Annotated in this window: 28 protein-coding genes and 1 pseudogene; 11 read left to right on the top strand and 18 right to left on the bottom strand. The window is 68.7% G+C overall.

Annotated elements, in window-relative coordinates:
- The first annotated feature begins 49 nt into the window (after positions 1-49).
- Positions 50-1,672, top strand: a complete 1,623-nt coding sequence (locus tag ACJH6H_RS20625; RefSeq protein WP_406775682.1) for a PE-PPE domain-containing protein — start codon at positions 50-52, stop codon at positions 1,670-1,672.
- Here the strand turns inward: ACJH6H_RS20625 and hflX are convergent, their stop codons facing one another.
- From hflX to ACJH6H_RS20605, 4 genes are read right to left on the bottom strand one after another with little or no spacing between them, the layout of a single operon-like run.
- Positions 1,673-3,073: a GTPase HflX gene (gene hflX / locus ACJH6H_RS20620; protein WP_212811724.1), complete on the bottom strand. Its 1,401-nt coding sequence runs from the start codon at positions 3,071-3,073 to the stop codon at positions 1,673-1,675.
- Positions 3,074-3,100: 27 nt separating this feature from the next.
- Complete coding sequence (gene dapF, locus ACJH6H_RS20615) at positions 3,101-3,991, bottom strand: diaminopimelate epimerase (RefSeq protein ID WP_212811725.1); 891 nt, start codon at positions 3,989-3,991, stop codon at positions 3,101-3,103.
- A gap of 4 nt (positions 3,992-3,995) precedes the next feature.
- Entirely contained in the window at positions 3,996-4,922 is a 927-nt protein-coding gene (gene miaA, locus ACJH6H_RS20610; protein ID WP_212811726.1) for a tRNA (adenosine(37)-N6)-dimethylallyltransferase MiaA, read from the bottom strand.
- Positions 4,919-5,614 carry a hypothetical protein gene (locus ACJH6H_RS20605; RefSeq protein WP_212811727.1) on the bottom strand — a complete coding sequence of 232 codons (696 nt, stop codon included), beginning with the start codon at positions 5,612-5,614 and terminating at the stop codon, positions 4,919-4,921. The genes miaA and ACJH6H_RS20605 overlap by 4 nt, the downstream gene beginning before the upstream one ends.
- A gap of 140 nt (positions 5,615-5,754) precedes the next feature.
- Between ACJH6H_RS20605 and ACJH6H_RS20600 the strand changes: the two genes are divergently transcribed.
- The gene (locus ACJH6H_RS20600; protein ID WP_212811728.1) at positions 5,755-7,083 is read left to right on the top strand and encodes a DUF349 domain-containing protein; all 1,329 of its coding nucleotides are present in this window, start codon (positions 5,755-5,757) and stop codon (positions 7,081-7,083) included.
- Here ACJH6H_RS20600 and ACJH6H_RS20595 read toward each other — a convergent pair.
- Together ACJH6H_RS20595 and miaB are read right to left on the bottom strand one after the other, a co-directional pair.
- Positions 7,073-7,681 carry a hypothetical protein gene (locus ACJH6H_RS20595; protein WP_212811729.1) on the bottom strand — a complete coding sequence of 203 codons (609 nt, stop codon included), beginning with the start codon at positions 7,679-7,681 and terminating at the stop codon, positions 7,073-7,075. The genes ACJH6H_RS20600 and ACJH6H_RS20595 overlap by 11 nt on opposite strands.
- Positions 7,669-9,219 carry a tRNA (N6-isopentenyl adenosine(37)-C2)-methylthiotransferase MiaB gene (gene miaB, locus ACJH6H_RS20590; RefSeq protein WP_212814840.1) on the bottom strand — a complete coding sequence of 517 codons (1,551 nt, stop codon included), beginning with the start codon at positions 9,217-9,219 and terminating at the stop codon, positions 7,669-7,671. The genes ACJH6H_RS20595 and miaB overlap by 13 nt, the downstream gene beginning before the upstream one ends.
- Positions 9,220-9,379: 160 nt before the next feature.
- On the opposite strand from miaB, the gene ACJH6H_RS20585 reads away from it, so the two are divergent.
- The 4 genes and pseudogenes from ACJH6H_RS20585 (at position 9,380) to ACJH6H_RS20570 (ending at position 12,586) form a co-directional block, all read left to right on the top strand.
- On the top strand, positions 9,380-10,108 hold the full coding sequence (locus ACJH6H_RS20585; RefSeq protein ID WP_165605466.1) for an amino acid ABC transporter ATP-binding protein: 729 nt from the start codon (positions 9,380-9,382) through the stop codon (positions 10,106-10,108).
- Positions 10,109-10,137: 29 nt separating this feature from the next.
- A pseudogene (locus ACJH6H_RS20580) lies at positions 10,138-10,932 on the top strand (glutamate ABC transporter substrate-binding protein); the annotation flags it as partial.
- 39 nt (positions 10,933-10,971) lie between these two features.
- Positions 10,972-11,646 carry an amino acid ABC transporter permease gene (locus tag ACJH6H_RS20575; protein ID WP_234791633.1) on the top strand — a complete coding sequence of 225 codons (675 nt, stop codon included), beginning with the start codon at positions 10,972-10,974 and terminating at the stop codon, positions 11,644-11,646.
- Between the two features lie 61 nt (positions 11,647-11,707).
- Positions 11,708-12,586, top strand: coding sequence for an amino acid ABC transporter permease (locus ACJH6H_RS20570; RefSeq protein WP_212811731.1), 879 nt, complete (start codon positions 11,708-11,710; stop codon positions 12,584-12,586).
- On the opposite strand, the gene ACJH6H_RS20565 is transcribed toward ACJH6H_RS20570, so the two are convergent.
- Positions 12,556-13,173 (bottom strand): TetR/AcrR family transcriptional regulator, encoded by a 618-nt coding sequence (locus tag ACJH6H_RS20565; protein ID WP_212811732.1) that lies wholly within the window; start codon positions 13,171-13,173, stop codon positions 12,556-12,558. The genes ACJH6H_RS20570 and ACJH6H_RS20565 overlap by 31 nt on opposite strands.
- A 120-nt stretch (positions 13,174-13,293) precedes the next feature.
- Between ACJH6H_RS20565 and ACJH6H_RS20560 the strand changes: the two genes are divergently transcribed.
- Complete coding sequence (locus ACJH6H_RS20560; RefSeq protein ID WP_212811733.1) at positions 13,294-14,049, top strand: 3-oxoacyl-ACP reductase family protein; 756 nt, start codon at positions 13,294-13,296, stop codon at positions 14,047-14,049.
- 73 nt (positions 14,050-14,122) lie between these two features.
- A complete protein-coding gene (locus ACJH6H_RS20555) occupies positions 14,123-15,085 on the top strand; it encodes a hypothetical protein (protein ID WP_212811734.1) in 963 nt (320 codons plus the stop codon).
- Here the strand turns inward: ACJH6H_RS20555 and recX are convergent.
- The 5 genes from recX to ACJH6H_RS20530 all read right to left on the bottom strand — a co-directional run bounded on the left by recX (position 15,082) and on the right by ACJH6H_RS20530 (position 19,132).
- A complete protein-coding gene (gene recX, locus ACJH6H_RS20550; protein WP_212811735.1) occupies positions 15,082-15,615 on the bottom strand; it encodes a recombination regulator RecX in 534 nt (177 codons plus the stop codon). The genes ACJH6H_RS20555 and recX overlap by 4 nt on opposite strands.
- The gene (gene recA, locus ACJH6H_RS20545; RefSeq protein WP_212811736.1) at positions 15,584-16,636 is read right to left on the bottom strand and encodes a recombinase RecA; all 1,053 of its coding nucleotides are present in this window, start codon (positions 16,634-16,636) and stop codon (positions 15,584-15,586) included. Before recA ends, recX begins: the two co-directional genes overlap by 32 nt.
- Before the next feature lie 193 nt (positions 16,637-16,829).
- The gene (locus tag ACJH6H_RS20540) at positions 16,830-17,624 is read right to left on the bottom strand and encodes an SDR family oxidoreductase (RefSeq protein WP_212811737.1); all 795 of its coding nucleotides are present in this window, start codon (positions 17,622-17,624) and stop codon (positions 16,830-16,832) included.
- 128 nt (positions 17,625-17,752) lie between these two features.
- The gene (locus ACJH6H_RS20535) at positions 17,753-17,947 is read right to left on the bottom strand and encodes a DUF3046 domain-containing protein (RefSeq protein ID WP_212811738.1); all 195 of its coding nucleotides are present in this window, start codon (positions 17,945-17,947) and stop codon (positions 17,753-17,755) included.
- A 9-nt stretch (positions 17,948-17,956) separates the two neighbouring features.
- Positions 17,957-19,132 carry a glycosyltransferase gene (locus ACJH6H_RS20530; protein WP_212811739.1) on the bottom strand — a complete coding sequence of 392 codons (1,176 nt, stop codon included), beginning with the start codon at positions 19,130-19,132 and terminating at the stop codon, positions 17,957-17,959.
- Positions 19,133-19,193: 61 nt separating this feature from the next.
- Between ACJH6H_RS20530 and ACJH6H_RS20525 the strand changes: the two genes are divergently transcribed.
- Positions 19,194-19,631, top strand: coding sequence for a limonene-1,2-epoxide hydrolase family protein (locus ACJH6H_RS20525; RefSeq protein WP_212811740.1), 438 nt, complete (start codon positions 19,194-19,196; stop codon positions 19,629-19,631).
- A 21-nt stretch (positions 19,632-19,652) separates the two neighbouring features.
- The gene (locus tag ACJH6H_RS20520; RefSeq protein WP_212811741.1) at positions 19,653-20,093 is read left to right on the top strand and encodes a DUF5313 domain-containing protein; all 441 of its coding nucleotides are present in this window, start codon (positions 19,653-19,655) and stop codon (positions 20,091-20,093) included.
- Between the two features lie 6 nt (positions 20,094-20,099).
- On the opposite strand, the gene pspM is transcribed toward ACJH6H_RS20520, so the two are convergent.
- The 4 genes from pspM to pgsA all read right to left on the bottom strand — a co-directional run bounded on the left by pspM (position 20,100) and on the right by pgsA (position 22,966).
- Positions 20,100-20,924 (bottom strand): phage shock envelope stress response protein PspM, encoded by an 825-nt coding sequence (gene pspM, locus ACJH6H_RS20515; protein ID WP_212811742.1) that lies wholly within the window; start codon positions 20,922-20,924, stop codon positions 20,100-20,102.
- Between the two features lie 24 nt (positions 20,925-20,948).
- The gene (pspA, locus tag ACJH6H_RS20510; RefSeq protein WP_061006850.1) at positions 20,949-21,758 is read right to left on the bottom strand and encodes a phage shock protein PspA; all 810 of its coding nucleotides are present in this window, start codon (positions 21,756-21,758) and stop codon (positions 20,949-20,951) included.
- 181 nt (positions 21,759-21,939) lie between these two features.
- On the bottom strand, positions 21,940-22,263 hold the full coding sequence (gene clgR / locus ACJH6H_RS20505) for a transcriptional regulator ClgR (protein WP_212811743.1): 324 nt from the start codon (positions 22,261-22,263) through the stop codon (positions 21,940-21,942).
- 118 nt (positions 22,264-22,381) lie between these two features.
- Complete coding sequence (gene pgsA, locus ACJH6H_RS20500; RefSeq protein WP_212811744.1) at positions 22,382-22,966, bottom strand: CDP-diacylglycerol--glycerol-3-phosphate 3-phosphatidyltransferase; 585 nt, start codon at positions 22,964-22,966, stop codon at positions 22,382-22,384.
- Between the two features lie 55 nt (positions 22,967-23,021).
- Here pgsA and ACJH6H_RS20495 point away from each other — a divergent pair, with 55 nt between their 5' ends.
- Positions 23,022-23,543 carry an amino-acid N-acetyltransferase gene (locus tag ACJH6H_RS20495; RefSeq protein WP_020101886.1) on the top strand — a complete coding sequence of 174 codons (522 nt, stop codon included), beginning with the start codon at positions 23,022-23,024 and terminating at the stop codon, positions 23,541-23,543.
- On the opposite strand, the gene ACJH6H_RS20490 is transcribed toward ACJH6H_RS20495, so the two are convergent.
- Positions 23,544-24,062 (bottom strand): DUF4282 domain-containing protein, encoded by a 519-nt coding sequence (locus ACJH6H_RS20490; RefSeq protein ID WP_406775681.1) that lies wholly within the window; start codon positions 24,060-24,062, stop codon positions 23,544-23,546.
- A gap of 109 nt (positions 24,063-24,171) precedes the next feature.
- On the bottom strand, positions 24,172-26,802 hold the full coding sequence (locus tag ACJH6H_RS20485; RefSeq protein ID WP_406775680.1) for a DNA translocase FtsK 4TM domain-containing protein: 2,631 nt from the start codon (positions 26,800-26,802) through the stop codon (positions 24,172-24,174).
- Positions 26,803-26,973 lie beyond the last annotated feature (171 nt).

Genomic DNA, 26,973 nt, shown 5'->3' with positions numbered 1-26,973 from the left:
CGAAACGGGTGCCGATGAGCAGATCGGCGACGTCGAAAGGGGGCGAGGGATGCGCACACTCGGACGCACGATTCCCGCAACGCTGGCCGTGATGCTGACGGTGCTCGGCACGGTCCTGCTCGGCGTGGTGTCGATGGTCACGGCCGCGTTCACCCTCGCCGCGACCGCGCTGATCGTCCCGGGCACCGGCACACCCAACGCCAACATCGTGCCCGGCTACCGGGAGAACGCGGACACCTACTACATCGCACCGTTCAACCCGGCGTGCACGCTTCAGAACAACTGCAACCTGCAAGGCATCAACTATCCCGCCCAGTTCTGGCCGATCCCGCTGCCCGGCTGGGGCGGACTGTCCGGCGCCAAGTGGAACGACTCGACGGGCCAGGGCATCCAAGCTCTGGATACGGCGCTACAGCTGGCCCTGCCGACAGCGACGCCCCAGAATCCCGTCATCATCTTCGGCTACTCCCAGGGCGGCAACATCGTCAGCCGTGAGAAGGCCACGCTGTCGGGTCTCACCGATGCCCAGAAGGCCAAACTGGCGTTCGTCATGATCGGCAACACCAACCGGCCCAACGGCGGCCTGTTCGAACGACTGGCCTTCCTGGGCACCGTGCCGATCTGGGACGTCACCTTCGGCCTGCCGGCACCCACCAACACCGGCATCAAGACCACCGACATCGCGTTCGAGTACGACGGCGTCGCCGACTTCCCGCTGTACCCGATCAACCTGCTCGCCGACCTCAACGCCATCGCCGGTTTCTGGTACACCCATGGCACCTACCTGGCACCCAACGAGAACAGCGATGCCGGCGAGATCCCCGACCTCGAGTACACGCCCACAGAGTTGGACGCCGCGTTGAAGGACCCGGCGAACCAGACCACATACGGCGACACCACGTACATCACGATCCCGACCAAGACCCTGCCGATCGTGCGGCCGTTCCTGGAGTTCGGCGGCTTCACCCACACCAGCTTCATCATCAAGCCGCTGGTCGACCTCGTCTCACCGGTACTGCGCGTGCTCATCGACACCGGCTACGACCGCAGCCTCAGCCCCGGCGTCCCGGCACCGTTCCGGTTGATCCCGCTGCTCAACCCGATCACGCTGACGCAGGACCTGATCAACGCGGCCGGCGCGGGCGTCAAGGCCGCGATCAGCGACATCACCGGCGGCAAGGTGCAGCTTCCGATCGCCGCGACCACCCCCGCCCCGACCCCGGCGACGGTGGCGGCCCGCAACGTGTCGAGCACACCGACGGCGGTGTCCGCCACGCCGACCGGTGACACCAAGGTCGCGCCCGTCACGGCACCGAAGGTGACGACGACGGCCGATACCAAGGACACCGATACCAAGGACACCGACACCAAGACCCCGGACACCAAGGTGACCGACCCGGAGACCCCGGACACCAAGGTGACCGACAAGACCCCCGACACGACCGGCCCGAAGCAGGACCCGAAGCCCGGCACCGATCAGGGCCCGGCCAAGGACGGCCAGACCTCGGCCGGCGAGAAGGGTGGCGACAAGGCCACTGACAAGGGCGACAAGGCCACCGACAAGAACTCGGACAAGGCCAAGAAGCCGAAGAAGGACAAGAAGGTCAAGACCCCCAAGGCCGTGAAGCCGGCTGCCGACAAGGCCGACAAGCCGGCCAAGGCTGCCGCCTGATCAGGCGGTGGCGAACTCGCCGAGGCTGGCGGCCAGGGCCATCGGCACCCAGCCCTTGATCCGGGTGCCGTCGGCGGTGTGCTCGGTGGCCTCGACACGACCTTCGGCGTGCACCCGGGCCACGAGGTCGCCCCGCTCGTAGGGAATGGTCACGTCGACGGCCGCGTCGGTCGGCTCGACCAGCTCGCACATGCGCAGCCGCAGCCGGTCCAGCCCCTCACCGGTGTGCGCGGACACGAACACGGCGTCCGGCAACGCGCGCCGCAGGTGGGCCAGCGACAGATCCCCGGCGGCGTCGATCTTGTTGACCACCAACAACTCTCGTGGAGCAGTGATGTCGTACTCGGCGACGACTTCGCCGACGACCTTGCGTACCGCGTTGATCTGCGCCAGCGGATCGGCGTCGGAGCCGTCGACCACGTGCACGAGCAGGTCGGCGTCGACGACCTCCTCCAGCGTCGACCGGAACGCCTCGACCAGCTGGGTCGGCAGGTGCCGCACGAACCCGACGGTGTCGGTCAGGGTGAAGGGCCGGCCGTCGTCCAACTGTCCACGGCGCGTCGTCGGTTCGAGGGTGGCGAACAGCGCGTTCTGCACCAGCACGCCCGCGCCGGTGAGGGCGTTCAGCAGGCTGGACTTGCCCGCATTGGTGTAGCCGACGATCGCGACGGACGGGGTGTCGCTGACCCGGCGGCTGTGCCGCTGGGTGTCGCGAATCTTCTTCATGTCCTTGATCTCGCGGCGCAGCTTGGCCATCCGCTCGCGGATCCGTCGCCGGTCGGTCTCGATCTTGGTTTCACCGGGACCACGGGTACCCACGCCGCCACCGGCACCACCGGCACGACCACCGGCCTGCCGGGACATCGACTCACCCCAGCCGCGCAGGCGCGGCAGCATGTACTCCATCTGGGCCAGCGACACCTGGGCCTTGCCCTCGCGGCTGGTGGCGTGCTGGGCGAAGATGTCGAGGATCAGCGCGGTGCGGTCGATGACCTTGACCTTCACCACCTTTTCCAGCGAGTTCAGCTGCGCGGGGCTCAGTTCACCGTCACAGATGACGGTGTCGGCGCCGGTGGCGAGCACGATCTCGCGCAACTCCTGGGCCTTGCCGGAGCCGATGTACGTCGAGGCGTCCGGTTTGTCGCGGCGCTGGATGAGGCCTTCGAGCACCTCGGAGCCGGCGGTCTCGGCGAGCGCGGCGAGTTCGGCGAGGCTGTTGTCGGCGTCGGCCGACGTACCGTCGGTCCAGACACCGACCAGCACCACGCGTTCGAGGCGCAGCTGGCGGTATTCGACTTCGGAGATGTCGGCCAGTTCGGTCGACAGACCGGCAACGCGGCGCAGTGCCGCCCGGTCTTCGAGGGCTAGTTCACCGACGCTGGGTGTTTCGGGATAGGTCATAGGTAGTTATCGATGGTGCCCGCAAAGTCAGCGGGCCGCATCTGAATTTCCTTCGTTCTCGTGCCACCATTCGGCGGCCAGTTCGCCGTGCGCCAGCAGCACCGACGGCCCACGCAGGTAGCTGGTGTCCGCGGTGATGGTCACGCTGACCTCGCCGCCGGGGATCACCACCCGCAGGCTGCCGGTGTCCGCGCCGGTGTGGTTCAGTGCTGCCAACGTCGCAGCGACCGTTCCGGTTCCACAGGAGCGGGTTTCGCCCACGCCGCGCTCGTGCACCCGCATGGCCACCACCCCGTTGGCGGGCGCGGTCAGCACCTCGACGTTGACGCCCTCGGGGAACTGGTCGGCGTCGAAGGACACCGGCGCCGCGATGTCCAGCGCGGTGAGCCCGGCCATGTTCAGCGCCGGATCGACGCACGCCAGGTGCGGGTTGCCGACGTCGACGGCCAGGCCCTCGAAGGTCCGGCCGGCGATGACCGCCTTGCCGTGCCCGTACGAACGGGCCTTGCCCATCTCGACGGTGACCTCGGCGTTGACCGCGTCGGCGCCGTGCAGGGTCACCGGACGCGGCCCGGCCAGGGAACCGACCACGAATTCGTCACGGTGCTCGAGCCCGGAGGCGCGCAGGTAGTGCGCGAAGACACGGACGCCGTTGCCGCACATCTGGGCGATGGAGCCGTCGGCGTTGCGGTAGTCCATGTACCAGTCGTCGGCGGCCACGCCGTCGGGCAGGCGGTCGAACACGCCGGCCTCCTGTGCGGCCCCGGCCTTGGTGACCCGCAGCAGGCCGTCGGCCCCCAGTCCGCGGCGCCGGTCGCACAACGCGGCGATGACCGAGGGGGTCAGCTTCAGTTCGGCGTCGACATCGGGCAGCACCACGAAGTCGTTCTGGGTGCCGTGCCCTTTCGAAAACCGCACAGCTTCAGGATACGTGGCGCCACCGACGCGCCACCTCGGCTGCGTTGTCCGGAGCGTCACCGGCCAGCCAGACGATCCGGTGATCGCGCCGGAACCACGACCGCTGCCGGCGCACGTAGCGCCGGGTGCCGATGAACGTCCGCTCCTTGGCTTCTGCCATCGCGGCATCGGCCGTAGCGGGGTCGCCCCCGGCGTCCAGCGCCGCCAGCACCTGCGCGTAGCCCAGGGCCCGGGCCGCCGTCACTCCGTCGCGCAGGCCGCGGGCACGCAGCGCCACCACCTCCTCGACCAGCCCGGAGGCGAACATCAAGTCGGTACGGCGCTGCAGCCGGTCATCGAGAACCTCTGTGTCCCAGTCCAATCCGACGATCAGGGTGTCCCAGCGCGGGGCCCCGATCTGTGGCGCCGACGCCGCGAACGGCTGCCCGGTGAGTTCGACGACCTCGAGCGCCCGCACGATGCGCCGGCCGTCGGTGTTCAGGATCGACGCGGCGGCCTCGGGGTCGACGCGCGCCAGCTCGCCGTGCAGGGCGGTGACCCCGACCTCGGCCAGCCGGTCCTCCCACCGGGCCCGCACCGCGGGATCGGTCGCCGGGAACGACCATTCGTCGAGCAGTGCCTGGATGTACATCATCGATCCGCCGACGATCACCGGCACGGCGCCGCGAGCGGCGATGTCCTCGATGTCGGCCGCGGCGGCCGCCTGGTACTTCGCGACGGTCGCGTTGTCGGTGACCTCGAGGACGTCGAGCTGGTGGTGCACGATGCCGCGCCGCTCGGGCACCGTCAGCTTGGCGGTGCCGATGTCCATGCCGCGGTAGAGCTGCATGGCGTCGGCGTTCACGATCTCGCCGCCCAGCTGTTCGGCGAGGTCGAGTGCCAGGGCCGACTTGCCGGTGCCGGTGGGGCCGACGACCGCGATGGGCCTCACTGCGCGGTCCAGGTACCGACGAAGTAGCCGACGCCGTAGGGCGCGCCGCGATACAGCTCCGTCGCTTTCGGGTCGGGTCCGGCCAGCCCGGCCAGCACCTGGTAGGCGACGCGGCCGAGGACGCCGGACAGCCCCGCGATCGCCGCCACGTCACCGGTGGCCAACGCGTCATCCCACTGTGCTTGTCGCGCAACGGAATCCGGATCGAAGCCGCCGGGCGCCGCGGCCGTCAGGGTGTTCGCGCCGTCGGCGACCACCAGCACGCCGACGGGGTCAGCGACCGCGTCCAGCTCCGCGCGCAGGGCACGGCCGCGCTCCAGCGCGATGTCCGACGCCAGACCGTCGGCGAAAACCCGCACGTCGACGGTCGCTCCCGCGTCGACACTCCCCCGCAGCCAGCCGGCGATCAGCGCGCACAGCGGCAGAGGCCGTACCTCCCCGTCCGCGGCCGGCGTGAACGTCACCCGGACGTCTGCGCCGTAACCGGCGAAGGTGCCGACCGCGTCGCCGGGCACCCGGCCATCCTCCGGACCGACGCCGACCGCCACCCAACGCGACGGCAGGTCCTGCACCGCCCCGCGCACGGCCGCCGTCAGGTCGGCCAGTTCGACCGCCGCGCCGGACGCCAGCTCAGGCACCAGAATGGGGGCCGACGGGACGATGGCGATATGTGTCAGGCCGGCGCTACGCACGCGTCCACGCTAACGAGTCCGGCAAACGCCTGCGCAGACGGCGGGTCGACCTGTTTGAATAGCGTGCGAGTACCAGATGACGGCGCCGCGTCGCGCGGCAGAAGCGTGGGTCACCCACGCGCGGGCATGAGGAGCACGAGATGACCACCACCGAACCCGGCAACACCCCGAAACCGACTCCTCGGCCCGGTCCGCCGCGCCCCGGTCCCAAACCGAGCGCCATCCCGCACCACCCTCCGGCGCCACCTGTGGCTGCCGCGCCGACGTGCGATCCGCACCGCTTCGGCCGCGTCGACGACGACGGCACGGTATGGCTCATCACCGCCGCCGGCGAGCGCAAGATCGCGTCGTGGCAGGCGGGCGACGCGGAGGCCGCGTACGCCCACTTCGGCCGCCGGTACGACGACCTGAGCACCGAGGTGGCGCTGCTGGAGCACCGGCTCGGTAGCGGTAGTGGCGACGCCCGCAAGATCAAGTCGGCCGCCGCGACGCTGCTGGAATCGCTGCCGGAGGCCTCGGTACTGGGCGATGTCGATGCCCTGAGTGCCCGGCTGAGCACCATCGTCGAGCAGGCGGGCGCCAGCGCGCAGGAGGAGCGGGCCAAGCGCGACGAGCACCGGGCCGCCCAGACTGCCCGCAAGGAAGCCCTGGCCGCCGAGGCCGAGGAGATCGGCGCCAACTCCACACAGTGGAAGGCCGGCGGCGACCGGCTGCGCGCGATCCTCGACGAGTGGCGGACCATCACCGGCCTGGACCGCAAGGTCGACGACGCGCTGTGGAAGCGCTACTCGGCGGCCCGCGAGGCGTTCAACCGGCGCCGGGGCTCGCACTTCGCCGAGCTCGATCGCGAGCGGGTCGGCGTCCGTCAGGCCAAGGAGGCGCTGTGTGAACGCGCCGAGGCGCTGTCCAGCTCCACGGACTGGGGCGCCACCTCCGCGACATTCCGCGATCTGCTGACGCAGTGGAAGGCCGCGGGCCGCGCCGCCAAGGACGTCGACGACGCCCTGTGGAAGCGGTTCAAGGCCGCCCAGGACACGTTCTTCAGCGCCCGCAACGCGGTCAACGCCGAGAAGGACGCCGAGTTCAACGCCAACGCCGACGCCAAGGCCGAGCTGCTGGCCGAGGCCGAGAAGATCGACATCAGCGATGTCGAGGCCGCGCGCGCGGCATTCCGGGCCATCGGCGACAAGTGGGACGCCATCGGCAAGGCTTCACGCGACCGCACCGCGGAGCTGGAGCGCCGGCTGCGGGCCGTCGAGAAGAAGATCCGCGACGCCGCGCAGAGCGGCTGGAGCGACCCGGAGGCGCAGGCCCGGGCCGACCAGTTCCGCGAGCGCGCCGAGCAGTTCGAGCGTCAGGCCGAGAAGGCCGAGGCCGCCGGCAAGACGAAGGATGCCGAGAAGGCGCGGGCCAGTGCGGCGCAGTGGCGTGAGTGGGCCGACGCGGCTTCCGCCGCGATCAAGAAGTAGGTTCGTCCGGGCCGTCGAGCAGCCCGCGTTTCTGCTGCTCGGCGGTCGATTCGCGGCGCTGCGCCTCGGCGGCCAGCTGCACCGCGGTGCGTGACCACACCACGCGGGCCCAGTGGAACGTCAGCAGGATGACGGCGATCCATGCCAGGTAGAGCCCGAATCCGGGTCCCGGGTAGGGCTTGACGACGGTGTTGCGCGACCAGATGGCCAGCATCCCGAGGAAGCACGACACGGCGGAGCCGGCCAGCGCGATCCAGGCCAGGCCCCAGCGGCGGGTCAGCAGCGCCAGCATCGAGAAGCCGACGCTGAAGACCAGGATCAGCCAGACGAACACCCGCGACGGCAGCAGAATCTTGGCGTCCAGGGCGGCCTGATCGCCGAGCAGGACGTCGAAGCCCTTGACGCCACCGGTGTGCGGCAGCACAAACGACAGCAGGATGACGAAAACGCAGATCGCCACGACCATGGCGCGGCCGCCCGGGTCGATCTCCCGGGCGATGCGCTGCTCGGCGGCGTCGATGTCGTCCTTGAATTCCTCGAATTCGCCGTTCGCGCCGCCGTTGGGCTGTCCGGGCTTGGTGTCGTTCATCGTGAACATCCCTGCTCTACGGGCGTGACGGGGGGCGCGCCGATCTGCGGCATGCCCAGCCCGACGCCGGTGGTGGGTTTGCGGCCCGCGGCGTGCGCGTCGCCCGCGCGGGTGCGGCGGTGGCTGATGATCGGCGTGTCGGCGATCAGGTGGTGCGGGGCGGCACCGGTGACGGTCGTGGCGACGATGTCGCCGGGACGGATGTCGGCGTCACCCGGGGTGAAGTGCACGAGCCGGCCGTCGCGCGCACGGCCCGACATTCTCTCGGTCGCGGAATCCTTGCGGCCTTCGCCGGTGGCCACCAGCAGCTCGACCTCACGGCCGACCTGTGCCAGGTTCTCCTCCCAGGAGATGCGCTCCTGCAGCTCGATGAGCCGCATATACCGTTCGGACACAACCTCTTTCGGAAGCTGGTCGGGCAGCTCGGCGGCCGGGGTACCAGGCCGCTTGGAGTACTGGAACGTGAAGGCGCTGGAGAACCGGGCGCGTTCGACGACGTCGAGGGTGGCCTGGAAGTCCTCTTCGGTCTCCCCGGGGAACCCGACGATGATGTCGGTGGTGATGGCCGCATGCGGGATCGCGGCACGCACCCGTTCGATGATGCCGAGGTACTTCTCGGCGCGGTAGGAGCGGCGCATCTCCTTGAGGATGCGGTCCGATCCCGACTGCAGCGGCATGTGCAGCGTCGGGCAGATGTTCGGGGTGGCCGCCATGGCTTCGATGACGTCGTCGGTGAACTCGGCGGGGTGCGGCGAGGTGAACCGGACCCGCTCGAGGCCCTCGATGTCGCCGCAGGCGCGCAGCAGTTTGGCGAACGCGCCGCGGTCGCGCTCGATGTCGGTCCAGGCGTCCGGATTTTCGCGGAGTCGTTCGTCCTGCGAGAACGAAACGCCATACGCGTTGACGTTCTGGCCCAGCAGCGTGATCTCCAGGACGCCCTGGTCCACGAGGGACTTCACCTCGGCGAGGATGTCGCCGGGACGCCGGTCGACTTCCTTGCCGCGCAGCGACGGCACGATGCAGAACGTGCAGGTGTTGTTGCAGCCCACCGAGATGGAAACCCAAGCGGCGTAAGAAGATTCGCGCGTGGCCGGCAGCGCCGAGGGGAACTCCTGAAGGGCCTCGACGATCTCGACCTGGGCTTCGCGGTTGTGGCGGGCGCGTTCCAGCAGCACCGGCAGTGAGCCGATGTTGTGCGTGCCGAACACCACGTCGACCCACGGCGCCTTGCTCAGCACCGTGTCGCGGTCCTTCTGCGCCAGGCAGCCGCCGACGGCGATCTGCATGTTCGGGTCGGCTTCCTTGCGCGGCGCCAGGTGGCTGATGTTGCCGTAGAGCTTGTTGTCGGCGTTCTCTCGCACCGCGCAGGTGTTGAAGACCACGACGTCGGCGTCGGTGCCGTCCTCGGCACGCCGGTATCCGGCGTCTTCGAGCAGGCCGGCGAGCCGCTCGGAATCGTGGACGTTCATCTGACACCCGTAGGTGCGGACCTGGTAGGTGCGTCCCGCGCCGGAACCCGTAGCGGACTCCGTGGCGTCAGCTTCCACGTCCGGAGTCGCTGTCGAAATCACGTGCCAATCGTACGGGCGGCGCGATTTATACCAAATTTGCCGAAGGGTTTCCGGGTTTCTGTGACTGATCCGCGCGCCGTGGCTTACCTGGGTAGTGTCTGTGCGCATGGTCACCGGCGAGTCACCTGCCACCCCGATGATCTCGGTCAAGGGGGTCAACAAGCACTTCGGCGCACTGCATGTGCTGAAGGACATCAATCTCGAAGTCCCGCGCGGACAGGTGGTGGTGCTGCTCGGGCCGTCAGGTTCGGGTAAGTCGACGTTGTGTCGCACCATCAATCGGCTGGAGACCATCGACTCCGGGTCGATCCACATCGACGGTGAGCTCCTGCCCGAAGAGGGCCGCAAGCTGGCCACGCTGCGGTCCGAGGTCGGCATGGTGTTCCAGTCGTTCAACCTGTTCGCGCACAAGACAATTCTCGAGAACGTCACGCTCGCGCCGATGAAGGTGCGGCGGAAGAACAAGGACGAGGCCCGCAAGAAGGGGCTCGAGCTGCTGGAGCGGGTCGGGGTCGCCAACCAGGCCGACAAGTACCCGGCGCAGCTGTCCGGTGGTCAGCAGCAGCGCGTCGCGATCGCCCGGTCCCTGGCCATGGGCCCCAAGGTGATGCTGTTCGACGAGCCCACCAGCGCGCTGGACCCCGAGATGGTCAACGAGGTGCTGTCGGTGATGACGTCGCTGGCGACCGAGGGCATGACCATGATCGTGGTGACGCACGAGATGGGCTTCGCCCGCCGCGCGTCGAACCGGGTGGTGTTCATGGCCGACGGCACCATCGTCGAGGACGCCGAGCCCGACGAGTTCTTCACGGCGCCGAAGTCCAACCGGGCCCGGGACTTCCTGGGCAAGATCTTGGACCACTGATCGTGGAACGATCGATTGGGCAGAGGTTCGTGACGCGCACTCTGCGCCGCCTGGCCGCCGTCACTGTGCTGATCGTGGCGTTGTTGTCGCTGAGCGCGTGCGGCGCCAACAGCAAGAAGATCACCATCGGCACCAAGTTCGACCAGCCCGGCCTGGCCGCGAAGAAGCCCGACGGCACGCTGGCCGGCTTCGACATCGACGTCGCGACCTACGTGGCCGGGCAGCTGGGCTACAAACCCGACGACATCGAGTGGAAAGAAGCACCGTCGGGTCAGCGCGAGAACCTGATCCAGAACCACCAGGTCGACTTCATCGTCGCCACCTACTCGATCACCGACGCCCGTAAGCAGAAGGTGTCGTTCGCCGGACCGTATCTGGTCACGGGCCAGAGCCTGCTGGTGCGCGCCGACAACAACGAGATCACCAGCGTCGAGTCGCTGCAGAACCACAAGAAGCTGTGCTCGGTGTCGGGTTCCACACCGGCACAACGCATCAAGGACAAGTACCCGGGCGTGCAGCTGCAGCAATACGACACCTACTCGGCGTGCCTGGAGGCGGTGAAGACCGGCGCCATCGACGCGCTCAGCACCGACGAGGTGATCCTGGCGGGCTACGCCGCGCAGACGCCGGGTGCCTTCAAACTCGTCGGCAAGCCGTTCTCGGTGGAGAAGTACGGCATCGGATTGCTCAAGGGCGACAAGGAATTACGCCAGAAGATCAACGACGCCATCGAGAAGATGCAGAAGACCGGCGAGTGGCAGGCCGCGTTCGACCGCAACCTGGGGCCGGCCGGGTTGTCGGCGCCGCCGCCTCCTCCGCTGGACACCAACATCAATGGCGCCGGCGGCGCCAAGCGCGTCGATCTGTGGGGCACCTACGGCGGCAAGATCGTGAAGGCGTTCTGGACGACGATCCAGCTGACGCTGCTCGCCGCGGCCGGGGCACTGATCCTGGGCACCGTGCTGGCGGCGATGCGGCTGTCGCCGGTGCCGGTGCTGCGCTGGCTGGGCACGGCATACGTCAACGTGGTCCGCAACACCCCGTTGACGCTGATCATCCTGTTCTGTTCGTTCGGTATCGGGAACACCCTGCGGATCACCCTGGTCGATCCACATTCACCGACGGCCGTGGTGGACAGCAACTTTCGGCTCGCGGCGCTCGGGTTGACGGTCTACACCGCGTCGTTCGTGTGCGAGACGCTGCGTTCGGGCGTCAACACCGTGCCGCTGGGGCAGGCCGAGGCCGCGCGCTCGCTGGGCATGAGCTTCGGGCAGAACCTGCGGTTGATCCTGTTGCCGCAGGCTTTTCGCGCGGTGATCAATCCGCTGGGTTCGGTGCTGATCGCCCTGGTGAAGAACACCACCATCGCTTCGGCCATCGGCGTGGCCGAGGCGGCGCTGCTGATGAAGGAAATGATCGAGAACACCGCGGCGCTGCTGGCGGTCGGCTCGATCTTCGCCGCGGGTTTCGTGGTCCTGACGTTGCCGTTGGGGCTGTTGTTCGGTTGGTTGGGTAAGCGATACGCGGTGGTGCGGTGATGAGCGCTTGCGCGAAGAACAGAGGACTCCGGTTGAGCGCGTGCGCGAAGGGCGGGCACTGATGAGCGAAGCTTCCGTCCTCTACGACGCCCCGGGCCCACGGGCGCAGCGGCGCAACCTGTTGTTCGCCGCCGTCATCGTCGCGGTGATCATCGCGATGGCCGGCTGGGTGCTGTGGCAGTTCGAGTCGAAAGGCCAACTGACCGAAGCGAAATGGCACCCGTTCCTGACGGCGAACCTGTGGACGACGTACGTGCTGCCCGGGGTGGCCGGCACGTTGACGGCGGCCGCGGTCTCGATCGTGCTGGCGCTCGTCCTAGGTCTGGCGCTGGGCATGGGCCGGTTGTCGGATGCTCGTCCGGTGCGCTGGGTCTGCTCGGTGGTCGTCGAGTTCTTCCGTGCCGTCCCGGTCCTGATCATGATGTTGTTCGCGTATTTCCTGTACGCGCTGTACGACGTCTTCCCGTCGCGCCAACTGGCACTGGCCGGCGTGATCACCGGCCTGACGCTGTACAACGGCACCGTGATCGCGGAGATCGTGCGGGCCGGTGTGCACGCGCTGCCGCGCGGCCAGCGTGAGGCCGCCGTCGCACTGGGTCTGCGGCCCGGTCAGACCCTGCGACTGATCCTGCTCCCCCAGGCCGTGACGTCGATGCTGCCGGTGCTGGTGTCCCAGATGGTGGTGGTGCTCAAGGACACCGCGATCGGCTACCAGATCACCTTCGTCGAGATGGTGCGCCAGGGCACGAACATCGGTTCGGCGTACAGCAACTACATCCCCGCGCTGCTGGTGATCGCGGCCCTGATGATCAGCCTCAACTTCGCGTTGTCGGCACTGGCGACCCGCCTCGAAGCCCGGCTGCGCAAGTCCCGGCGCAGCCCCGAACCACTGCAGATCAAGACCGGGGTTCAGGAGGATGCGCCGGGAACCCCGGCCTGACGCGGTTCGGGCCAGGCGCGCAGCGCCTGATCGGCGACCGCGTGCAATTCGTCGCGGTCGGCACCGCTGTTGGCCTGGACTGCCAGGCCCTGACAGACCGCCCCGATCCAGCGGGCCAGCACCTCCGGGTCCGCCCCGGGTAGTTCGCCCACACGTTGGGCTGCGGTGAACCGTTCGGCCATGTGAGCAACGGCGTCTTCGCGCAGTTGCGCCAGTTCGGCGTGCAATGCCGCCGCCTCGTCGCCGGAGGCCAGGGCGCTCTGCACCAGCAGGCAGCCCCGCGGACCCGCTGTCCCCGCTGACGCGTCGACGGCGCCGTGCACCATGGCGTACGCGGTATCCCATGCGGTGGGCAGGGCCAGCGCCCGTTCCGCGTACCTACCGGGTCCGGCCTGGTAGCGCCGCACGGCGGCCCGGAAAAGGTCGGCCTTGGAACCGTATTCGGCGTACAGCCCGCGCCGGTTCACCCCGGTGGCGGCCGCGAGATCGGCGATGGACACTCCGTCGTAACCGTGCGCCCAGAACAGTCGCATCGCAATGTCCAGGACGCACTCCGGGTCGTACATGCGAGGTCTGCCGATCGCCATCAGCCCCCCTTGTGTGATCCGGGCCACAGTTCGGAATGAAGTCCCGCCGTAGCAGCTTGTCCTGAGCGTACTTAGTAACCGATCGGTTCGAAAGAATCATCCCCACGACTTGGAGAGCTCATGAGCACCACCTCGGAAGCACCACTTGCCGGCCGACGTGCACTGGTCACCGGCGGTTCTCGCGGCATCGGCGCCGCGACTGTGCGCCGGCTCGCCGCCGACGGCGCCGCGGTCGCGTTCACGTACCAGTCGTCGCCCGATGCCGCGCAGGACCTGGTCGACGAACTCGAAGCGACCGGCGCCAAGGTGGCCGCCATCAAAGCCGACAGCGCCGATGCGCTGGCCGTCGCCGCGGCCGTGGATGAAGCCGTCGAGCGGCTCGGCGGCCTCGACATCCTGGTCAACAACGCCGGCGTCGCGCACATCGCCCCGATCGACGACTTCCCGTTGGAAGAGTTCGACCGCCTGGTGAACATCAACGTGCGCGCGGTGTTTGCCGCGATCCAGCGCGCGGTACCGCACCTCGGCCAGGGCGGACGCATCATCACCATCGGCAGTGTGAACGGCGACCGGTCGCCGGTGGGCGGCCTGTCCGTCTACTCCATGACCAAGGCGGCCGTGGCCGGCCTGACGCGTGGCTTGGTGCGCGAGCTCGGCCCACGCGGCATCACCATCAACAACATCCAGCCGGGCCCGATCGCCACCGACATGAACCCTGACGAGGGCGAGCTCGCCGAGTCCCTGCGCCCGCTGATCGCCGTCGGCCGCTACGGCCAGCCGCGCGACGTGGCCAGCGCCGTCGCCTATCTGGCGTCCCCCGAGTCGGGGTTCGTCACGGGCGTCAGCTGGAACATCGACGGCGGTTTCGTGATCTGACGCCGCGTCATCGCAGCAGTCCGCGGGGTTCGCCTTCCCGGTGAACCCCGCGGGCATGCATGTCGTGTCCCTGATGGAGGTTCACTCGATCCCGGGAGGCGTCATGAACGTCGCGGTACGTGCGTTCACAGCAGTTCCAGCTCCAACCCAGACCGTCGCGGCGCTGTGCACCGCGTGCCTGGTTCTCACCGCGGCACCGTCGCCAGGGCGCGCCGCCGCGCAAGCGGTGCCGGTGCTCACCGAACCGAGCATCTCGCTGACGGCGCAGCCGCTGCCGCTCGATCTGCTCAACCAGCAGGTGATGTTCAACGTCGGGCTGTTGGTCGACTGGGTCACCACCGGCGCCGCCCTGTTCCAGCGCCAGGCGCAGATACCGGGGAACTTCGTGGCGGCCATCGGCAGTGGCACGCCGCCACCGGCTGCCGCCGCGCAAGCCTTGAGTGCGTTCGCCGACATCGAGTTCGAGGCCGGACGCGATCTCGTCGGGTTCGCCCAGGACATCGCGGTGTTCCAGCTCCAGTTCCGAGCCACCACCCTGTCCGCATTCCCGCCGTTCAACTCGGGACCCGGTCAGCAGTTCGTCGTCGACACCACCACACTCGGCCTCAACGTCACACAGCAGATGGCGGACTTCGCACGAGCGGTGATCACGTCAGTGGAAAAGTTCACCCACAACATGCTGGGGACACCAGTGCCGACAACGATCGCTGCGGTGAATCCCACCGCAGCCATTGACGTCCCGCAGACACCGAAGACACTGGCCCCCACGAAAACACCGACCATGCAACAGGATTCGATCGCCTCGACGTTCAGCCCCAAGCCACCCAAGCTCCCGGCGCCGCCGAAGAAGCCCCGCCAACTTGTCGACGTGGCGGCCGGCGACATCGATCACCCACCGGCCGGCAAGTTCGCGCCACCGAAGTTGTCGGCACCCAAGTTCTCGGCGCCGAAGTTCTCCGCGCCCAAGTTGTCGCTACCGAAGCTGTCGCTGCCCAAGATCACGCACCCGCAACCCAAGGGAGCGGCCAAAGGCTAGACCGCGCGGCGCTGCCGTTCCTGCGTGAGCTGGGTGTTGACCACATCGAAGGCCATGCCCTGGCTGTACCCGCGGCGTGCCAACATCGCGACCAGGCGCCGGGTCACCTTCATCTCGTCGTCGAGGTTCTCCCGCCGGAGCTTCGCGGCGACCAGTTCCTCGGCGCGCACCCGCCACTCACCCGCGTCGACGCTGTCGAGCGTCTCGGCGATCACGTCGGCGTCGATTCCTTTGGTCCGCAACTCAGAAGCCAAGGCACGCTTGCCTTTTCCCGCATTGGTGCGACGTTCACGCACCCACTGCTCGGCAAAGGCCACGTCGTCGACGAGGCCGACCTCGGCGAGCCGGTCCAGCACCCGGGCGCTGACATCCTCGGGGAAGCCGCGCTTGGTCAGCTGAGCTTCGAGCTCGGCCCGACTGCGCGCCCGGGTGGTGAGCAGACGCAGGCACACGTCCCGCGCCTGCTCCTCACGCCGCTGCGGCTGCGCCGGCTCGGCCTCAGAAGTCGACCGGGGCGGGAAGGACGTCATCGGCCGCACCATCGGTCACCACTGCACCGATACCGAGCTTCTCCTTGATCTTCTTCTCGATCTCGTTGGCGGCATCCGCGTTCTGCAGCAGGTAGTTACGGGCATTCTCCTTGCCCTGCCCCAGCTGCTCGCCGTCGTAGGTGAACCACGAACCGGACTTACGGATGAAGCCGTGCTCGACGCCCATGTCGATGAGCGAGCCCTCACGCGAGATACCGCGACCGTAGAGGATGTCGAACTCGGCCTGCTTGAACGGCGGCGACACCTTGTTCTTGACGATCTTGACGCGGGTGCGGTTACCGACCGCGTCGGTGCCGTCCTTGAGCGTCTCGATACGGCGCACGTCCATACGCACCGAGGCGTAGAACTTCAAAGCCTTACCACCCGTGGTGGTTTCGGGCGAACCGAACATCACGCCGATCTTCTCGCGCAGCTGGTTGATGAAGATGGCGGTGGTACCGGAGTTGTTCAGCGCACCGGTCATCTTGCGCAGCGCCTGGCTCATCAGGCGGGCCTGCAGACCGACGTGGCTGTCACCCATCTCACCCTCGATCTCGGCGCGCGGCACCAGGGCGGCGACCGAGTCGATGACCAGGATGTCGATGGCGCCGGAGCGGACCAGCATGTCGGCGATCTCCAGCGCCTGCTCACCGGTGTCCGGCTGGGAGACCAGCAGCGCGTCGGTGTCGACGCCGAGCTTCTTGGCGTACTCGGGGTCCAGGGCGTGCTCGGCGTCGATGAACGCCGCGATGCCGCCGGCCGCCTGGGCGTTGGCCACGGCGTGCAGGGCCACGGTGGTCTTACCCGAGGACTCCGGGCCGTAGATCTCGACGACGCGGCCACGCGGCAGGCCACCGATACCGAGCGCGACGTCCAGTGCGATGGATCCGGTCGGAATGACCGAAATCGGTTGGCGCGACTCTTCTCCCAGCCGCATGACCGAGCCCTTGCCGAAGCTCTTGTCGATCTGTGCCAGCGCGAGCTCGAGTGCCTTCTCGCGATCTGGGGCCTGTGCTGCCATGGTGGTCTCCGTCCTCGTGGGTGTCCGTTGATCGGGTTTCCGATCGGTTGGCCGTGACGCTAGATGAGGCCACCGACAAGTTTTTCGAACTGACACCACAGTAGCGAACAGATGTTCGACTTCAAGCGGACACGCCGATCAATGACCGGTCACGCGGTGATCGCCACGGTCTTCGTGGTCATCGCCTTCGAGGTCACAGTGAACGCTGGCGCCGCAGGCCCAGCGCCCTCATCAGGGACAGCGCGCGCAGACCGGCGGCCGGTGCCACGTCGGTACCGCGGGCGATCACGCCGCGCCAGCGCGGTACGACACGGAAGATCTGACGGGAATCCATCAGCTCCAGGGCAGCTCGTGCGATGTCGTCGGCCGCCAGCGGCTTGGGACCCGAGAACAGCAGCGCCGCACCGGGGTCGTGGGTCCGCGAGTTGACCATCTCGGTGTTCACCACATCGGGGCACAGCGCCCTGACCCGGATCGGCAGGCCCGCGCCGCGCAGTTCGCCCTGCAGAGAGGTGGTGTACGACAGCACCGCCGCCTTGCTCGCGGCATACACGGCCAGCCCCGGCACCGGCGTCAGCGCCGAGATGGACGCGATGTTGAGGATGACACCGCCACCGGCTCCCATGGCGTTGACCGCCGCCATGCAGCCCGCCATCATGCCGCGGACGTTGACGTCGAGGGTCTGCACGACGTGCTCGGCGGGCTGCTCCCAGGAGTTCCCCGCGTGCAGCACACCGGCGTTGTTGACCCACACCGCGAGTCGGCCCTGCTGCGCAGCCAGTGCCGCCACGGCCTCATGGCCGGCGACGTCGCGCACATCCTGGGCGACGCCCCACGCACCGCGCCCGACGGACTCCGCCGCGCGCTGTGCGGCGTCCCCGTCGACGTCGGTGATCAGTACGCGGTGTCCCGCCGCGGCAAGGGCTTTCGCGATGGCGAGGCCGATTCCCCGCCCAGCTCCGGTGACTACGGCAATGCTGGCGCTCATCGGCGTGTTGTCGTCCTTCCATCGTGGGGTTCACGCACGACGCTATCGGGGCACTCTCGGCGAACACCATGTCGTCGGCCGACAAACACCGAAGCGTGAACCGTGCGGAGAGACCAAAAGACCGGCGCTCACCACTGATCGCGCGGGACGTCGAAGTCCGCGCACAGGGCGCGCCAGACGTCGCGGGGTTCGACGCCCGCTTCGATCGCTTGCGCCGGGGTACGGCCACCGAGCGCGGCCAGCACATGGTCCGACACCAACGCAGCGCCGCGCGCCGCACCGAACTGCTCTTCGATCAGCAGGGTGAATTCGGTCAGTCGCACCGCACCAACCTACTCAGCGGCGCCGCCGAGCGCCGCTCGGCATACGGCCACCGGGTCGGCGACGTCCGCGCCGCTGGCACCGGCGCGCCGGGCCGCCTCCCGGTACGACGGCGTCGCCAGCACGCGGCCCACTGTCGCCACCAGTGCTTCGGCGGTCAACGGCCGGATCAGCTCGCCACTCCCCTGTCGCACAATCCGATTGGCGATCTCCCACTGGTCACCGCCACCGGGCACCACGACCAGCGGTACCCCGGCCAGCAGCGTCTTGGACACGATGCCGTGGCCACTGCCGCAGATCATGACATCGGCCCGCTTCAGCAGTTCGTCCTGCCGCCCGAGCCCGACGGCGGCCCACGGCGGCACCGGCGCGTCGGGACCGCGCAGCCGCGAGACGACGACGCGCGCGCCGTCGGGCAGCGTCTGCCCGGGGATCAGCGTCTCGAGCGCCAGGTCGTCCAGGCCCTGCATCCCCGTCGTCGCGGTCGACGGCGCCACCACCACGACCGGCCCCGAACCGGGCGGTATGTCGAGCACCGCGGTCGTGGGCTCGAAGTGCAGCGGCCCCACGACGACGGCTTCGGCCGGCCAGTCCGGCCGCGGCACCTCCAGCCCGGGCAGGGTCGCGATCAGCCGCCGCGCAGGCCCGGGATCGGTTGCGGGCAAGCCGATCCCGACGCGCGCCGCGGACCGCTGCCGGTTGCCCTGACGCACCGAACGAGCCGTGAGGAACCGTAGTGTCGCGTCCCGCAGCCGGCCCCGCACGCCGACGCCGGGCGCCAGGCCACTGCCCAGCGGCGGCAATCCTTTCGACGGCAGGTACAGCGGGTGCGGGGTCAGTTCGACCCACGGCAGGCCCATCGACTCGGCGACCATCCCGCCGCAGGCCGTGATGACGTCGGACACGATCAGGTCGGGCGCCGGCTCTCGCAGCGACGAGTCATTGAGCACCGCCATCCGGGCCGCACGCTCGTGAATCTTGGCGCCCGAGTCGAGGTCGTCGTCGCCGTCCTCGGGATCCAGCCCGAGCAGCTCCCGCGCATCGACGCCGGCCTGCCGTGCGGTGTCGAGCCATTGCCGGCCGGTGAACAGCACCGGATGGTCGCCGGCAGCCCGGAACCGGAGGCACAGCGCGATGGCCGGAAAGGCATGGCCGGGGTCCGGCCCGGCAACGACGGCGACGCGCATCGGGTCACCCTGTCACACCGGGGCCTGTGCGCCGGCGGGCAGGCGCACTACCGTGGCCGGTATGACACAGAGCACACCGGCCGTGACCCAGACCAACGCCGAGATCGTCGAATCCTTCCTCTACGCCCTGCAGGCCGAGGACATGGACACCGCCGACTGCCTGCTCGACGACAACCTCGTCTACGAGAACGTCGGGCTGCCGACCATCCACGGCCGCACGCGCGCGATGAAGCTGTTCCGCCCCATGAAGAAGAGCCCGGTCAGTTTCGAGGTCAAGTTCCACCGCATCGTCGGCGAGGGCACGACGGTGCTCAACGAGCGCACCGACGCGCTGGTCATCGGTCCCGTGCGCCTGCAGTTCTGGGTCTGCGGGGTCTTCGAGGTGCACAACGGCAAGATCACGCTGTGGCGCGACTACTTCGACATGTTCGACATGGCCAAGGCCACGCTGCGCGGCCTCATCGGCGCCGTCGTCCCGGCTCTGCGTCCGACCATGTGACCCCCGGTAAAATCGGCCACCATGGCCAATGAGAACCGCCCGAAGCCCAACGCCTGGCAGTACATCAAGTACAGCTACGGCGGCCGGCTGCCCGACTCGATGCGGGCGTGGGTGACCGAGGACCTCATCGGCAAGGGCGCGACGCTGCGGATCGTCATCCGCATGTTCGTCCCGGCGTTTCTGATCCTGATCCCGATCTGGTTCCTGCCCGAGCTCCTCGGCATCACCGGAGGGCAGGATCTCGTCATCCGCCTCAGCGCGACAGTGCCGATCCTGATCCCGGTGATCTACTTCTCGCACGCCCTGAACAAGATCTGGCGCCGCCACATGCTGGTCAAGCACGGCATCGACCCGAAGCTGCTCGAAGAGTCCTTGCGGCAGAAGAACGCCCACATCCACGCGGCCTACGAAGAGCGGTACGGCCGCCGGTCCGACGACGGCACGGGCAGCACCACGATCTAGCGGCCGTCAGGCCTGGCGCAGCCGTCCGAGTTCGTCGAAGGCCTGCGCCCAGGCGCTGAGCCGGTCCGTGGCGGCGACCAGTTCGCTGCGGTAACGCTGCTCGGACATCGACCGCGCCGAGCCCGCACCGCTGTTCGCCGCGGACACCAATTGTGCTGCCGCCGTGGCGATGTCGCCGTACTGCCGCACGCCTGCCTCGAGCTGGGCCGTGTACGCCTTGATGGTCGGGACCAGATGTCCGCGGGACTGCGGGACCGAGCCGGCCGCGCGTTCCATGGCGACGACTTCCGCGGCCGTACCGGCCAGCGCCGCAGCCGACACGTTGGCCGCGGCGGTCACCTCGGCGATCTCGCCGGCCGGCAGCAACTGGCCGCGCTGGATGACGCTCAGCAGCGAGTACAGCCCGCGTTCGGCCGATGCCAGGGTCTCCATCGGACGCCGGGCCGCCGAGCCTCTGGGCGGCAGCCGCCGTGAAGTCCGCGCGGGCGGCAGGGGCTCGCCGCGCAGCCACCGGTACCGCAGGAAGCACAGCGTGGCCAGGAAGGCGGCGCCGCCGGCGATGGGGCCGGTGATGATCAGCACCCAGAACGGCGTGCTCCAGGCCGCCAGCAGTGCCGTCAGCCCGATCCAGAAGGCGCTGGCGCCGGCGAAGAGCCAGCCCAACCGCAGCGCCCAGCGGCGCTTGCGCAGCAGGCGCGCCCGCGGGTCGGCGGCGGCGCCGAGGCGCTGGGCCACCAGGTCGGACAATTCGGCAGCGGTGTCGATGCTGCGTTGCAGGACTGCCTGCCAGCCCCGGGTCTCCCCGGGACGGCCGGCCGACTGGGCGTTCACCGCTGCCCCCTCACATCTCGAAAGTTACTGCGACAGTGGATTTTCCGGAGCCGGGTTGGCTGCCGGAGCCGCGGGAGTGGCCGGTGCGGCGGCGCCGCCGGACGGCAGGGAGTTGCCCTGCATCGAGGCACGGATCTGCTCCAGGCGCGAATGCCCGGCCATCTGCACGCTGGCCTGCTGGACCTCCATCATGCGGCCCTGCACCGAGTTCTGCGCCAGCTCGGCAGAGCCCATGGCGTTGGCGTAGCGACGCTCGATCTTGTCGCGCACCTCGTCGAGGCTCGGGGTGTTGCCCGGCGCGGCGATCTCGGTCATGGAACGCAGCGAGGCGCTGACCTGCTCCTGCATCTTGGCCTGCTCGAGCTGCGACAGCAGCTTGGTGCGCTCGGCGATCTTCTGCTGTAGCACCATGGCGTTCTGCTCGACGGCCTTCTTGGCCTGCGTCGCGGCCTGCAGCGACTGGTCGTGCAGCCCCTTGAGGTCCTCGACGCTCTGCTCGGCGGTCACCAGCTGGGCGGCGAAGGCCTCGGCGGCGTTGTTGTACTCGGTGGCCTTGGCGACGTCGCCGGCCGCGGTGGCCTGGTCGGCCAGGGTCAGCGCCTGACGGACGTTGGCCTGCAGCTTCTCGATGTCGGCGAGCTGACGGCTCAGGCGCATCTCCAGCTGGCGCTGGTTGCCGATGACCGAGGCGGCCTGCTGAGTCAGGGCCTGGTGCTGGCGCTGGGCCTCCTCGATCGCCTGCTGAATCTGCACCTTCGGGTCGGCGTATTCGTCGACCTTGGAGCTGAACAGCGCCATGAGGTACTTCCAGGCCTTGACAAAGGGATTGGCCATGAGATCGGTCCGCCTTCGTGTCGTTCGTTGATTCGGGATCGGTTGTCAGGTTGCCGGCCACACGGTGGCAGCGCGTCTACAGCCAACCTAGTGGGTATGGACAGCCGGACGCAGCCCGCATGCAGGATTACGGCGCGGCGAATGCCAGACGCGTTCGAGCTGCGGTTCCGGCCCCGGCGACTCAGGCAACTGCCATGGCGAGAGCCTGTGGGATGACGACCTTGGTCGCGACGTCGATGTTGGCCACCGTGCGGTCGGCCTCGGCGCGCTCGGTGTGCAGCATCTGCTCGGCGGCGTCGGCCAGAACCTGGGACAGCGGCACGTCCAGGGCGCCGCAGATGGCACCGAGCAGTTCACTCGAGGGTTCCTTGCGGCCCCGCTCGACCTCGGACAGGTAGCCCAGGCTCACCCGAGCACCGTCGGACACCTCGCGCAGTGTGCGTCCCTGCCCGGTACGGGCCTGACGCAGCACGTCGCCGATGACCTCACGCAGCAATGTCGTCATCGTGTTTCCCTTCGCCCTGAAGTAACAGCAGCCGCGCAGCCCGGCCGGACCACCCGTTCTACACGGTCTTGTAGGCACCAACGTGGCGACGCACCGCTTTGGTTCCCGGGCTGCCGGATCAGGGCCGGCGAAAAGCGGAGACGACGTAGTCGATGCCGGTCAGCACCGTCAGCACGACGGCGGCCCACATGAACACCCAGGCGGTGGTCAGCCATGGCGCGGGCCAGGCGTGCAGGGGCAGGACGAACAGGCCGATCGCCACGGCCTGCACCAACGTCTTGAGCTTGCCGCCGCGGCTGGCGGGGATGACGCCGCGCCGGATCACCGCGAAGCGCAACAGCGTCACCGCGAGCTCGCGGGCCAGGATCACGACCGTGATCCACCACGGCAGGTCGCCGAGCATCGACAGCCCGATCAGCGCGGCGCCGATCAGCGCCTTGTCGGCGATGGGATCGGCCAGCTTGCCGAATTCGGTGACCATGTCGAAGCTGCGGGCGATCTCGCCGTCGAACCGGTCGGTGATGACGGCGGCCGCGAACACGACGAAAGCGGCTATCCGCCAACGAGTTTCGTGACCGTCTCCGGCGAACAGCGCGGCCAGGAACACGGGCACCAGCACGATGCGCAGTCCGGTCAGCAGATTGGCGATGTTCGCCACGCCGGCGCGCGAGGCGCGCGGATCGGTATCTGACTGGCCTGTCACCGACACAGGATATCCGGTCACCTACCGGGCGATACGCAGCCGATACCCTCCACATGTGAGCGACGCACCGAAACCCGCCACCACTGGGCTGGTGGTTCGCCGCGCCCGGACTTCCGATGTACCGGGAATCAAGGCCCTCGTGGACATCTACGCGGGAAAGATCCTGCTGGAAAAGAACCTGGTGACCCTCTACGAGGCGGTCCAGGAGTTCTGGGTCGCCGACCTGCACGGCGAGATCGTCGGCTGTGGCGCATTACACGTGCTGTGGGCCGACCTCGGTGAGGTGCGTACCGTCGCCGCGCACCCCAAGGTGCGCGGCATGGGCGTCGGGCACGCCGTGGTGGCCAAGCTGCTCGACGTGGCGCGGGAACTGCAGTTGCAGCGCGTCTTCGTGCTGACCTTCGAGACCGATTTCTTCAGCCGCCACGGCTTCAAGGAGATCGAGGGCACGCCCGTCACCGCCGAGGTGTACGAGGAGATGTGCCGCTCGTACGACACCGGTGTGGCGGAGTTCCTCGACCTCTCCTACGTCAAGCCGAACACCCTGGGCAACACCCGGATGCTGGTCACGCTGTAGCTAATCGGCGCTGTCGGCCGCGGCGTTGCGGCGTGCGACGATTCGGTCCCGCATGTCCATGATCGCGGCCCGCCGGCGGGACCGCCCGCCCCGGCCGAACGACGGCAGTGTCGGGATCACCTCGATCTTGTCCGAGACCCCGATCATCAGCTCGGCGATCTCCAGCACCAGTTCGTTGAGCTCGTCGACCTGCTGGCCCATCGCCATGAAGGCGCTCAGCGACTCGAGGACCACCCGCGCCACCAACACGATCGCGACGCAGGTCACGGGGCCGGCGAGCAGCAGCCAGAACACGCCGAGCCAGGGGGACAACTCGAAGGCCACGACGGCGCCCGTCAGGTACAGAACCACCGCACCGGCGATGACGAGCCCGTACAACAGCGGGACCACGTGCTGCGCCGTCGACTTCCGGAACCCGAAGTCGGTGAACGCCGTCAGCGCGGGCCGGCTGCGGCCACCGGATTCGTACTCGGCGTCGAGCTCCGCTTCCGTCGCTGCGCTGCGCGAAATGTCAACCACGGCAAAGCCTCCTTAGGAGTCCAGCCTCCCACAGTCGGCGCCGTCAGCCACCGATCGTCGGTGTTATCCGCACCGCCGATCAGCCCGGGTGTGACCCCGGCAACACCGGTCAGAAGCCCGGGTCGTCGCCCGCCGAGCCGTTGGCGTCGGAGCCGCCCTGGATCAGCATCAGGGTGCCGGCAAGCTCGTCGGGCTTGACCAGGACCTCGCGGGCCTTGGAGCCCTCGGACGGTCCGACGATGCCGCGTGTCTCCATCAGGTCCATCAGGCGGCCGGCCTTGGCGAACCCGACCCGCAGCTTGCGCTGCAGCATCGAGGTCGAGCCGAACTGGCTCGACACCACGAGCTCCACGGCCTGCAGGAAGACGTCCATGTCGTCGCCGATGTCGCTGTCGATGTCGCGCTTCTCGACGGTCTTGACCGTGACGCCGTCGATGAACTCGGGCTGGGCCTGCTGCTTGGTGAAGGCGACAACGGCCTGGATTTCGTCGTCACTGACGAAGGCGCCCTGCACACGGATGGGCTTGGGTGCCTCCGACGGCTGGAACAGGCCGTCACCCTTGCCGGTGAGCTTCTCGGCACCGATCTGGTCGAGGATGACGCGCGAGTTGGTCGCGTTGGTGACGCCGAATGCCATGCGGGACGGCACATTTGCCTTGATCAGACCGGTCACCACCGACACCACCGGCTGCTGGGTGGCCAGCACTAGGTGGATGCCCGCGGCGCGGGCCTTCTGGGTGATGCGGACGATGGCGTCCTCGACGTCGCGCGGCGCCTGCATCATCAGGTCGGCCAGCTCGTCGACGACGCACAGGATGTACGGATAGGTCTTGTAGACCCGCTCGCTGCCCAGCGGTGCGGTGATCTCGCCCGAGCGCACCTTCTTGTTGAAGTCGTCGATGTGCCGGACACCGCTGGCGCTCATGTCCTGGTAGCGCTGCTCCATCTCCTCGACGAGCCAGGCCAGCGCGGCGGCGGCCTTCTTCGGGTCGATGATGACGGGCGTGATGAGGTGCGGAATGCCTTGGTACGGCGGGAATTCCACCATCTTCGGGTCGACGAGGATCATCCGGACCTCGTCCGGGGTGGCGCGCTGCAGCAGCGACACCAGCATCGAGTTGATGAAGCTCGACTTACCCGAACCGGTGGAGCCGGCCACCAGCAGGTGCGGCATCTTGGCCAGGTTGTAGCTGATGAAGTGGCCTTCGACGTCCTTGCCGATGCCGAACACCATCGGGTGGTGGTCCTTGCGGGTGGTCGGCGCGTTCAGCACGTCCTTGAGCCGGACCATCTCGCGGTCGCTGTTCGGGACCTCGACACCGACCAACGACTTGCCGGGGATCGGGGCGAGCAGTCGGATGTGCTCGTTGGCCACCGCATAGGCGAGGTTGCGCTGCAGCTGCGTGAACCGCTCGACGCGTACACCGGGCCCGAGCTCGATCTCGTACCGGGTGACGGTCGGGCCGCGCTGAAATCCCACGACCGTGGCGTCGACCTTGAACTGCTCCATCACCTCGGCGATGGCGTTCATGATGCGGTCGTTGTCGCGGCCGACGCGCTTTGGCGGGTCGCCGTCGGCGAGCAGGTCCAGCGGCGGCAGGGTGTAGTCGCCCTCGATGACACGGTCGATCGACAAGCCGTCGTCCGGCGCCTTTTCCACGGCCTTGGCCTTGGTGGGCACGGGATCCGCGACGTTCTGCGCCTTGCGGCGGCGCGGCTTGGCGGCCGGCTCGGGAGTCGTCGGCGCCTCGTCGGCGGCCGGCTCGACCGGGTAGTTGTCCATCGGCGTGCGGCCCAGCGGCCGCGTCATCGCCGCGGTGGACTGGTCCGAACCGGGCCAGGCCTCGGGCTCGTCCCGGTTGTACGTCGGGTCGTCGTAGTAGCCGTCGGAGAAGTCATCGGCGAAGTCGTCGACGAAACCGGCCGGCGCGTCGTCGTCCTCGTCATGCTCGCCGTGCAGGCGACCGGAAACCATGTAGCGCAACGTGTCCGGCAGTTCGCGGATCGTCGTGCCGGTGACCAGCAGCAGGCCGAACAGCACGCCCATGATGAGCAGCGGCGTGGCGATCCAGACGGTCAGGCCGTCCGACAGCGGCCCGCCGATGACGAAGCCGACGAAGCCGGCGGCGCCGCGGCGCTCCCCCGGCTCGGTGGGCCCGCCGGCCCAGATGTGCCACAGGCCCAGTACCGGCAGCCCGATCATCGCGGCACCGAGGATCAGCCGGGGCCGGGCGTCGGGATTCGGGTGGGTACGCATCAGCGTGACGGCCAGCGCGAGCAGCAGCACCGGCAGCACCACGACAGCGGATCCGACGACGGTGCGGACGCCGTAGTCGATCCAGGCACCGACCGGCCGGGCCGCGTCGAACCAGGAGCTCGCAGCGATCAGGAAGGCGACACCGAGCAGCGCCAGCGCGATGCCGTCACGGCGGTGTCCGGGCTCGAGTTCGCGGGCGCGGCCGACGCTGCGGGCGGTGGTTCCGGCACCCTTGGCGAGCATCAGCCAGCCGGCGCGGGCGCCACGACCCACCGCTGCGCCGGCGGTCGCGACGGGAGACGGATGCGGCGCGGGTTTGCGGGCCGGCTTGCGGGCGGGCGATTTCGGGGCCGGCGGACGCGCCGGCCGGCCCGACTTTGCACTGCCTGACTTCGATGAACGCGCCCCCGAACCGGCTGCGCCACGATTCGCCGACCCGGCCTTGGCCCGGTTAGCTGAGCTCGTTGCGGTTTTACTCGCCATGGCTGCCAGCCTAGTCGCAATTACCCCATCTGCACCATCTGCCACACAAGTAACGCTTGGGTCACGACCCCGGCCACATATCCGCTGGTCATGCCGCAGTGGGAGCCACGTCACACGCGCCGCGCGGCCGGGTCTAACGTGGACACCTGTCTAGGTCAGCTAGCTATCGAG

Origin of the sequence: Mycobacterium sp. SMC-21 (assembly GCF_045310825.1) — a bacterium.
Classification (GTDB): Bacteria; Actinomycetota; Actinomycetes; order Mycobacteriales; family Mycobacteriaceae; genus Mycobacterium.
This window is presented reverse-complemented; position numbering and strand designations above follow the sequence as displayed.

What these genes read in the sequence shown, in the direction of transcription:
- ACJH6H_RS20625 (WP_406775682.1), top strand. Translation starts at nt 50, where the DNA reads ATGCGCACACTCGGACGCACGATTCCCGCAACGCTGGCCGTGATGCTG.
- hflX (WP_212811724.1), bottom strand. Translation starts at nt 3,073, where the DNA reads ATGACCTATCCCGAAACACCCAGCGTCGGTGAACTAGCCCTCGAAGAC.
- ACJH6H_RS20600 (WP_212811728.1), top strand. Translation starts at nt 5,755, where the DNA reads ATGACCACCACCGAACCCGGCAACACCCCGAAACCGACTCCTCGGCCC.
- ACJH6H_RS20595 (WP_212811729.1), bottom strand. Translation starts at nt 7,681, where the DNA reads ATGTTCACGATGAACGACACCAAGCCCGGACAGCCCAACGGCGGCGCG.
- ACJH6H_RS20585 (WP_165605466.1), top strand. Translation starts at nt 9,380, where the DNA reads ATGATCTCGGTCAAGGGGGTCAACAAGCACTTCGGCGCACTGCATGTG.
- ACJH6H_RS20570 (WP_212811731.1), top strand. Translation starts at nt 11,708, where the DNA reads ATGAGCGAAGCTTCCGTCCTCTACGACGCCCCGGGCCCACGGGCGCAG.
- ACJH6H_RS20565 (WP_212811732.1), bottom strand. Translation starts at nt 13,173, where the DNA reads ATGGCGATCGGCAGACCTCGCATGTACGACCCGGAGTGCGTCCTGGAC.
- ACJH6H_RS20560 (WP_212811733.1), top strand. Translation starts at nt 13,294, where the DNA reads ATGAGCACCACCTCGGAAGCACCACTTGCCGGCCGACGTGCACTGGTC.
- ACJH6H_RS20555 (WP_212811734.1), top strand. Translation starts at nt 14,123, where the DNA reads ATGGAGGTTCACTCGATCCCGGGAGGCGTCATGAACGTCGCGGTACGT.
- recX (WP_212811735.1), bottom strand. Translation starts at nt 15,615, where the DNA reads ATGACGTCCTTCCCGCCCCGGTCGACTTCTGAGGCCGAGCCGGCGCAG.
- recA (WP_212811736.1), bottom strand. Translation starts at nt 16,636, where the DNA reads ATGGCAGCACAGGCCCCAGATCGCGAGAAGGCACTCGAGCTCGCGCTG.
- ACJH6H_RS20540 (WP_212811737.1), bottom strand. Translation starts at nt 17,624, where the DNA reads ATGAGCGCCAGCATTGCCGTAGTCACCGGAGCTGGGCGGGGAATCGGC.
- ACJH6H_RS20530 (WP_212811739.1), bottom strand. Translation starts at nt 19,132, where the DNA reads ATGCGCGTCGCCGTCGTTGCCGGGCCGGACCCCGGCCATGCCTTTCCG.
- ACJH6H_RS20525 (WP_212811740.1), top strand. Translation starts at nt 19,194, where the DNA reads ATGACACAGAGCACACCGGCCGTGACCCAGACCAACGCCGAGATCGTC.
- ACJH6H_RS20520 (WP_212811741.1), top strand. Translation starts at nt 19,653, where the DNA reads ATGGCCAATGAGAACCGCCCGAAGCCCAACGCCTGGCAGTACATCAAG.
- pspA (WP_061006850.1), bottom strand. Translation starts at nt 21,758, where the DNA reads ATGGCCAATCCCTTTGTCAAGGCCTGGAAGTACCTCATGGCGCTGTTC.
- clgR (WP_212811743.1), bottom strand. Translation starts at nt 22,263, where the DNA reads ATGACGACATTGCTGCGTGAGGTCATCGGCGACGTGCTGCGTCAGGCC.
- ACJH6H_RS20485 (WP_406775680.1), bottom strand. Translation starts at nt 26,802, where the DNA reads ATGGCGAGTAAAACCGCAACGAGCTCAGCTAACCGGGCCAAGGCCGGG.